This is a genomic window from Dietzia sp. SYD-A1, from assembly GCF_015356725.1.
Taxonomy (GTDB): Bacteria; Actinomycetota; Actinomycetes; order Mycobacteriales; family Mycobacteriaceae; genus Dietzia.
This window is the reverse complement of sequence record NZ_JADDKI010000284.1, coordinates 1-6,874: the sequence shown is the minus strand read 5'-3', so window position 1 is coordinate 6,874 and position 6,874 is coordinate 1. Positions and strand designations below refer to the sequence as shown.

Below are 6,874 nucleotides of genomic sequence, written 5' to 3'. Positions count from 1 at the left end.
CTGCATCTGCGGTGGGGTGGCCTGGTCGGATCGGGTGGGTCCGTCGAAGGGCATGTCGGGCTCCTGTCGGGGGTGCGGCGGGCGGTCAGTAGGCGGAGGCGTTGTCCACGTCGAAGGTGTAGAGCGTGCGGGCGGAGCCGTAGCGCCGGAACTCCCCGGTCGAGACCCCGGTGACGGCAGCACGATCGAGCAGCTCCCGGAGCTCGGTGTGGTGTTCGGGCCGCATCTCCTTCTCGACGCAGTCGGCGCCGAGGGACTCGACGCGACCCCGCACGTAGATGTGGACCTCGTAGAGCGAGTCACCGAGGGCGTCGCCGGCATCGCCCAGGACGACCAGACGCCCGGCCTGGCCCATGAAGCAGCTCATGTGACCGATCGAGCCGCCGACGACGATGTCCACGCCCTTCATCGAGATGCCACACCGGGCGCCGGCGTCTCCCTCGATCACCAGCAGCCCGCCGTGGGCCGTCGCCCCGGCCGACTGCGAGGCCGACCCGGTGACCCGCACCGTCCCGGACATCATGTTCTCGGCCACCCCGACCCCCACGTTCCCGTTGACCGTGACGTGGGCACCGTCGTTCATCCCGGCGGTGTAGTACCCGGTGGGCCCGTCGATCACGACCTCGTCCGGTTCCGTCAGGCCCACGGCGAGCGCGTGCGCCCCCCGGGGAGCGGTGAGGAGGTATCTGCCGGTGCCGTCGGACTCCCGGAGGATCCGATTGGTCTCGCGCAGCCCGGCCTCCCGGACGTCGATCACGTGCGGGGCGGCGGTCGGCGCGTCGCCGACGGGTCCGAGGTCCCTCGGCGCGAAGGCCTGTTCCGGCGTCACGGTCATCGTTCTTCCTTCCTGGTGGGCACTCCACCGCGGTGCTGCGGTGGAGCTGCGCGGTAGATGGGCTGCGCGGTGGGTGGGCTGCGTGAGGGCGGGGTCAGCGCCGCCAGTGGTACACGCGACCCGGCTCCGGCTCGAAGAGACGTGCGTCGTCGATGCCCGGGAGGTGCGCCATCGCCCGGTACTCCGAGGCCATGGCGACGTAGCGGTCGGTCTCGGCGATCACCGCCGGCTTGCAGGCGATCGGGTCCCGCACGACCGCGAACTCCTCGGCGGTCGACACCAGCAGCGTGTAGAACCCGTCGAGGACGCCGGCCATCTCGGCGAGTGCCTGGTCGATCCCCGCGCCGAGCGCGATCTGGGCGGCCACGAACCGCGCGGCGACCTCGGTGTCGTTGAGGGTGTCGCAGTGGATGTCGCGTCGGGCGAGTTCGCGCCGGACCGAGGCGTGGTTGGAGAAGGACCCGTTGTGGACGATGCACTGGTCCGGGCCCACCGAGAAGGGATGTGAGCCGGCGGGGGTGACCGCCGATTCGGTGGCCATGCGGGTGTGCCCCACGCCCTGCCATCCCGAGGCCCCCGGTAGGCCGAAGCCCGAGGCCAGGTCCAGTGGCAGGCCGACGCCCTTGAGGACGGCGAGCTCGGAGCCCAGGCCCACCAGGACGGCCTCCGGGAGGGCGGTACGGACGGCGGAGGCGAGGGTCTGAGGGTCGGTTCCGGCGGTCAGGAGGACGGTGGCACCCAGCTCGCGGCCCGACACCTCGCGCCCCAGGTGGTCACCGACACGGGTGGCCAGCGTCCGGGCGTCGAGGCCGTCGGTGAGGTCGGCGAGCACGGTGACGGTGGCCGATCCGGCCGGGGTCCAGTCGGGGTTGCCGTAGACGGCGACGCCGGCCGAGTCCGAACCGCGGTCGGTCATCTCGCCGAGCATGGTGGTGAGCAGGTCGCCGAGCCGGGGTTCGAGATCCGGGTCGCGCAGGTGGAGTCCGACGATGCCGCACATGGGGGTTCTCCTGGTGTTGTCGGGTCTGGGGGTGGTGTCTGTCGGGTGGGGCGACACAGCCGCGCGGCGGGGGGGGCCGCGGCGTGTCACAACGCGGTCAGGTACTCGTCGATCTCCCACTGGGTGACCGTGTTGTGCCAGGAGATGAACTCCTCGCGTTTGAGATCCGCGTAGTAGTCGGCGACCCCGTCTCCACCGATGTCCAGTGCGGCGCGGACGACCTCGTCTCTCCCCAGCTCCTCCACGGCGTGGAGCAGGGTCGGGGGAAGGGTGTGGGTGGCCTCGCCGACCGTGGCCGGGACGCCGGGGTCGAGATCCCTCCGGATCCCGTCGAGACCGGCGGCCAGCTGCACAGCGACGGCGAGATAGGGGTTGGCGGAGCCGTCGCCGCCGCGGAGTTCCACGCGGTTGCCGTCGGGCACGCGGAGGTAGTGGGTGCGGTCGTTGCCGCCGTAGGTCGCGTCCGTGGGCGACCACGTGGCCCCCGACGCCGTCGTCCGTGCGCCGATACGTTTGTAGGAGTTGATGGTGGGGCACAGGATCGCGTGCATACCGGCGGCGTGGGTGAGCACGCCGGCGATGAACGAGTACGCCACGGGTGAGAGCCCGAGCCCGTAGGAGTCCTCGCCGACCGCGGGGAACACCGGGTGCCCGTCGCGCCACAGGGACATGTGAAGGTGCATTCCCGATCCGGTCCGGTCCGAGAACGGCTTGGGCATGAAGGTCGCGATCATGTCCCGCTGTTCGGCCAGCATGGAGATGATGTAGCGCAGCGTCATGACCCGGTCGGCGGTGACCATCGCCTCGTCGTAGGCGAAGTTCTGCTCGAACTGTCCGTTGCCGTCCTCGTGGTCGTTGGCGTAGTTGGCCCAGCCGAGGACGTTCATCGCGTCCGAGACACCCGCGAGGTGCTCGAACATGCGGGTCACGCCCCGGGCGTCGTAACACGGGTGGGACTCGTCGTCCCTGGGGTCGGCGGTGCGCAGCGACCCGTCATCGCTCCTGCGGACCAGAAAGTACTCGACCTCGGCCCCCACCTTGAGGTCGAGTCCGTCGGTCGCCGCGTCGGCGAGCATCCGCCCCAGGATGACGCGCGGTGCGAAGCGCCACGGCTCCCCGCTCACCCAGGGATCGCAGTGCACCAGCGCCAGCCCGGGTTTGATGAAGCCAAGGGGGGTGAACGAGCGGGGGTCGGGGACGACGAGGAGGTCGGGATCCCTGGGCTGTTGGCCGATCGCGTCGGCCGCGTATCCGGCGAACCCGAGCTCCCCGGCCTCGAGCTGGTCGACAGCGGAGGCCGGGACGAGCTTCGCGCACGGCTTGCCCCTGAGGTTGGTGAACACGGCCAGCACGAACCTCGTCCCGGTGTCCGCGACCATCCGGGCGAGAGCGCCGGGGGCGCTCAGGCGGTCACGGTCGGAGTCGAGCGCCGGGAACGACGACTGCCTGCGCGCGCCGTTCGCGCGGTCGGCGACCCCGGCGGAGGGGTCTGCGGTGACTGTCATGACGTCTCCTGATCCACTGTTTCTGCTTGGTGGTCAGAATATACTGCGGCTAAACGAGGGGTTGGTTACCTCGGTGTTACGGATTTCCGGCCGTCGGGGACGCTTCTGAGCTGGCTCAATCACGAAGACTCGGGCACGAGGCCAGGTGCGTCCGCCGCGCGGTAACCGAATGGAAACTGGCGCGGTACCTGGCAGAAAGCAACAAAGGTTCACACTGTGAAACGCACGGTCCCCACGTCGCCCCGCCCGGGAGTGGCCTCAGAGGAAAGAGAAAGAGATGGACGTAGCCATAGCGGCGGCAGACACCGCCTGGGTGCTCGCGGCCATGGTCGCGGTGGCCTTCATGGTCCCCGGCCTGGCCCTGTTCTACGGCGGCATGGTCAGCATCCGCAGCACGCTCAACATGATGATGATGACGATCGGCGCGGTCGCCGTGATGGCCGTGCTGTGGGTCCTGATCGGGTACTCGCTGACATTCGGCGACTCGGTCGGGGGCGCAGGCCTGCTCGGCGACCCCCTCGAGTACCTGGGACTCCGGGGCATCATGGCCGAACCCGCGGCCCCGGGCCTACCACCCGCACTGTTCGCCGGGTTCCTGATGCTGTTCGCGGGGATCACCGTCGCCCTCGTGGCCGGCGGTGTGGCGGACAGGATGCGCTTCTCCACCTGGCTCGTCTTCGCCATCGTGTGGCCGGTGCTGGTGTTCTTCCCCGTGGCCCACTGGGTGTTCGCGTTCGATTCCGACGACGGTTCGGTCACGGGTGGGTGGATCGCCAACAACCTGGGGGCCATCGACCTCGCGGGCGGCACCGCGATCCACATCAACGCGGGAGTCGCGACCCTCGCCCTGGTGCTCGTGCTCGGCCGACGAGCCGGCTTCCCCACGATCAGCAGGCCACACAGCATCCCCCTGACGTTCCTCGGCGCCGGAATGCTCTTCGCCGGGTGGATCGGTTTCAACGCCGGCTCCGCCGTGGCCGCGGGGAACACGGCCGCGGTGGCCGCGCTCAACACCGTGGTCGCGGGGCTGTGCGGCGCATTGGCCTGGATGATCACCGAGCAGGTCCGCGCCAAGCACCCCACCACCCTCGGTGTGGCGTCCGGGCTCGTCGCCGGACTGGTGGGCATCACCCCGGCCGCCGCGGCGGTCAGCCCACTCGGCGCCATCGCGATCGGCCTGATCTGCGGCGTGGTCTGCCACTACGCGGTGGGCCTGAAGTACCGCCTGGGGTACGACGACTCCCTCGACGTGGCCGGACTCCACATGGTCGCGGGCATCATCGGCACCCTGCTCATCGGTGTGATCGCCGATCCCGCCTCCCCGGCCGGTGAGGCGGGCCTGCTCTTCGGTGGCGGGTTCGGACAGCTCGGCGCCCAGACCCTGGCCACGGCGGCCGTCCTCGCCTACTCCTTCACCATCACCCTGCTCATCGCCTTCGTCCTGGACAAGACGATGGGCCTGCGGGTCACCGAGGAGGACGAACGGGAGGGCCTGGACAAGGCCTACCACCGCGAGATGGCGTACTTCCAGGACGTACTCGAGCGCGACGGGCTCGACGGCGGCGCACTCGAGCGCGACGGGCTCGGGACCGACGCCGCGGCGGTCGGCGAGGCCGGGGAGACGAAGGCGGCCACGGCGTCGCCGCCCGCGTCCTCGACCTAGTCCTTCCGTACGACCCGGTCACCCCGTACGACGACGAGGAGGCGGTCCCGCGTGGGGCCGCCTCCTCGTCGTCGTCCGAGAGCCTGCGAACAGCCCTAACCGCCCGCGCCGACGGGCTGCTCCTTGAGCGCGCCCAGGATGTCGTCGACACGGTCCTTGGCGTCGCCGAACAACATCTGGGTGTTGTCGCGGAAGAACAGGGGGTTCTGTACACCGGCGTACCCGGCGGCCATGGATCGCTTGAAGACGATCACGTCCGTCGCCTCCCACACGTGGAGCACGGGCATACCCGCGATCGGGCTGCCGGGGTCCTCGGCGGCGTCCGGGTTGACGGTGTCGTTGGCACCGATCACCAGGACCACGTCGGTGCCGGTGAAGTCGTCGTTGATCTCGTCGAGCTCGAACACGATGTCGTACGGCACCTTCGCCTCGGCGAGCAGCACGTTCATGTGACCGGGCAGGCGGCCCGCGACCGGGTGCACGGCGAAGCGCACATCCACGCCCCGCTCGCGCAGAGTGCGGGTGAGGTCCGCGACGGGGTACTGCGCCTGCGCGACGGCCATGCCGTACCCCGGGGCGATGATCACCGACGAGGCGCCCGCCAACAACTCGGCCGCGCCGGCCACGTCGATCTCCCTGTGCTCCCCGTGGTCCCTGCCCTCGCCCGCGGCGGCCTCGATGCCGAAGCCACCGAGGATGACCGAGATGAACGACCGGTTCATCGCCTTGCACATGATGTAGGACAGGTACGCACCCGAGGAACCGACCAGTGCACCGACCACGATGAGCAGGTCGTTGCCGAGCAGGAATCCCGTCGCGGCCGCTGCCCACCCGGAGTACGAGTTGAGCATCGAGACCACGACCGGCATGTCGCCACCGCCGATGCTGGCCACCAGGTGCCAGCCCAGGGCCAGTGCCAGGGCCGTGACCAGCGCGAGCATCCACAGCGCCGGCGTGATGACGAACGCGACGGTGAGGGCGACGAACGCCACCAGGATCCCGGCGTTGATGAGGTTCTTGCCCGGCAGCACCAGCGGCGCGGACTTCATCTTCGCCGACAGTTTGAGGTAGGCCACGATCGATCCGGTGAAGGTGATGGCGCCGATGAACACGCCGATGAACACCTCGGCGTGGTGGATGTCCAGCAGCGCGCCGGAGAGGTCACCGTGGAGCTCGGGTTCGAGGTACCCGTTCCACCCCACGAGCACCGCGGCCAGGCCCACGAAGGAGTGCAGCAGGGCGATCAACTCGGGCATCTCGGTCATCTGCACCCGTCGGGCACGCAGCAGCCCCAGCGTCGCGCCGATGAGCACCGCGACCACCATGAGGACGATCCCGGTGGTGGCGGGATGGTGGTCGATCACCAGCGCGACGGTGGCCACGAGCGCCAGCGCCATGCCGGCGATGCCGAAGCTCAGGCCCCGGCGGGCGGTCTCGTGCTTGGACAGGCCGGCCAGCGACATGATGAACAGCAGCGCGGCGACGAGGTAGGCCGCGTTGGCGGCGGTCACGAGTGACATCTCCTCAGGCTCCCTTCGAGAACATGCCGAGCATGCGGCGCGTCACGGCGAATCCGCCGAAGACGTTGATGGACGCGACGAGGATCGCGATGGTGGCCAGGACCTGACCGACGGTGTTGTCGATCCCGATCTGGAGCAGTGCGCCCACGACGATCACGCCGGAGATCGCGTTGGTCACCGACATGAGCGGTGTGTGTAGCGCGTGGTGGACGTTGCCGATCACGTAGTACCCGATCACGATCGCCAGGACGAACACCGTGATGTGGCGCGGGATGTCTCCGGGCGCGACGGCCGTGAGCAGCAGGAGCAGCGCCATCCCCGTGGCGATCAGGCCGAGCCTGGCCCGGGGGG

At 69.8% G+C, this 6,874-nt stretch carries 6 protein-coding genes; 1 reads left to right on the top strand and 5 read right to left on the bottom strand.

What is annotated here, in order from left to right:
* Positions 1-85: 85 nt before the first annotated feature.
* From IY392_RS12035 to glnT, 3 genes are all read right to left on the bottom strand, one after another.
* Positions 86-835, bottom strand: a complete 750-nt coding sequence (locus IY392_RS12035) for a protein glxC (RefSeq protein WP_194305646.1) — start codon at positions 833-835, stop codon at positions 86-88.
* Between the two features lie 94 nt (positions 836-929).
* Positions 930-1,835, bottom strand: a complete 906-nt coding sequence (locus IY392_RS12030) for a glutamine amidotransferase (RefSeq protein WP_107755262.1) — start codon at positions 1,833-1,835, stop codon at positions 930-932.
* Positions 1,836-1,921: 86 nt separating this feature from the next.
* Entirely contained in the window at positions 1,922-3,214 is a 1,293-nt protein-coding gene (gene glnT, locus IY392_RS12025) for a type III glutamate--ammonia ligase (protein WP_228549341.1), read from the bottom strand.
* Positions 3,215-3,617: 403 nt separating this feature from the next.
* Here glnT and IY392_RS12020 point away from each other — a divergent pair, with 403 nt between their 5' ends.
* Positions 3,618-5,003, top strand: coding sequence for an ammonium transporter (locus IY392_RS12020; RefSeq protein ID WP_107755260.1), 1,386 nt, complete (start codon positions 3,618-3,620; stop codon positions 5,001-5,003).
* 95 nt (positions 5,004-5,098) lie between these two features.
* Here IY392_RS12020 and pntB read toward each other — a convergent pair whose 3' ends face one another.
* Both pntB and IY392_RS12010 read right to left on the bottom strand, forming a co-directional pair.
* Positions 5,099-6,523 carry a Re/Si-specific NAD(P)(+) transhydrogenase subunit beta gene (pntB, locus tag IY392_RS12015; RefSeq protein ID WP_107755259.1) on the bottom strand — a complete coding sequence of 475 codons (1,425 nt, stop codon included), beginning with the start codon at positions 6,521-6,523 and terminating at the stop codon, positions 5,099-5,101.
* Between the two features lie 4 nt (positions 6,524-6,527).
* Positions 6,528-6,874: proton-translocating transhydrogenase family protein (locus IY392_RS12010; RefSeq protein WP_194861343.1), on the bottom strand; the 347-nt coding region annotated here is incomplete at its 5' end.

What these genes read in the sequence shown, in the direction of transcription:
- IY392_RS12035 (WP_194305646.1), bottom strand. Translation starts at nt 835, where the DNA reads ATGACCGTGACGCCGGAACAGGCCTTCGCGCCGAGGGACCTCGGACCC.
- IY392_RS12030 (WP_107755262.1), bottom strand. Translation starts at nt 1,835, where the DNA reads ATGTGCGGCATCGTCGGACTCCACCTGCGCGACCCGGATCTCGAACCC.
- glnT (WP_228549341.1), bottom strand. Translation starts at nt 3,214, where the DNA reads ATGGTCGCGGACACCGGGACGAGGTTCGTGCTGGCCGTGTTCACCAAC.
- IY392_RS12020 (WP_107755260.1), top strand. Translation starts at nt 3,618, where the DNA reads ATGGACGTAGCCATAGCGGCGGCAGACACCGCCTGGGTGCTCGCGGCC.
- pntB (WP_107755259.1), bottom strand. Translation starts at nt 6,523, where the DNA reads ATGTCACTCGTGACCGCCGCCAACGCGGCCTACCTCGTCGCCGCGCTG.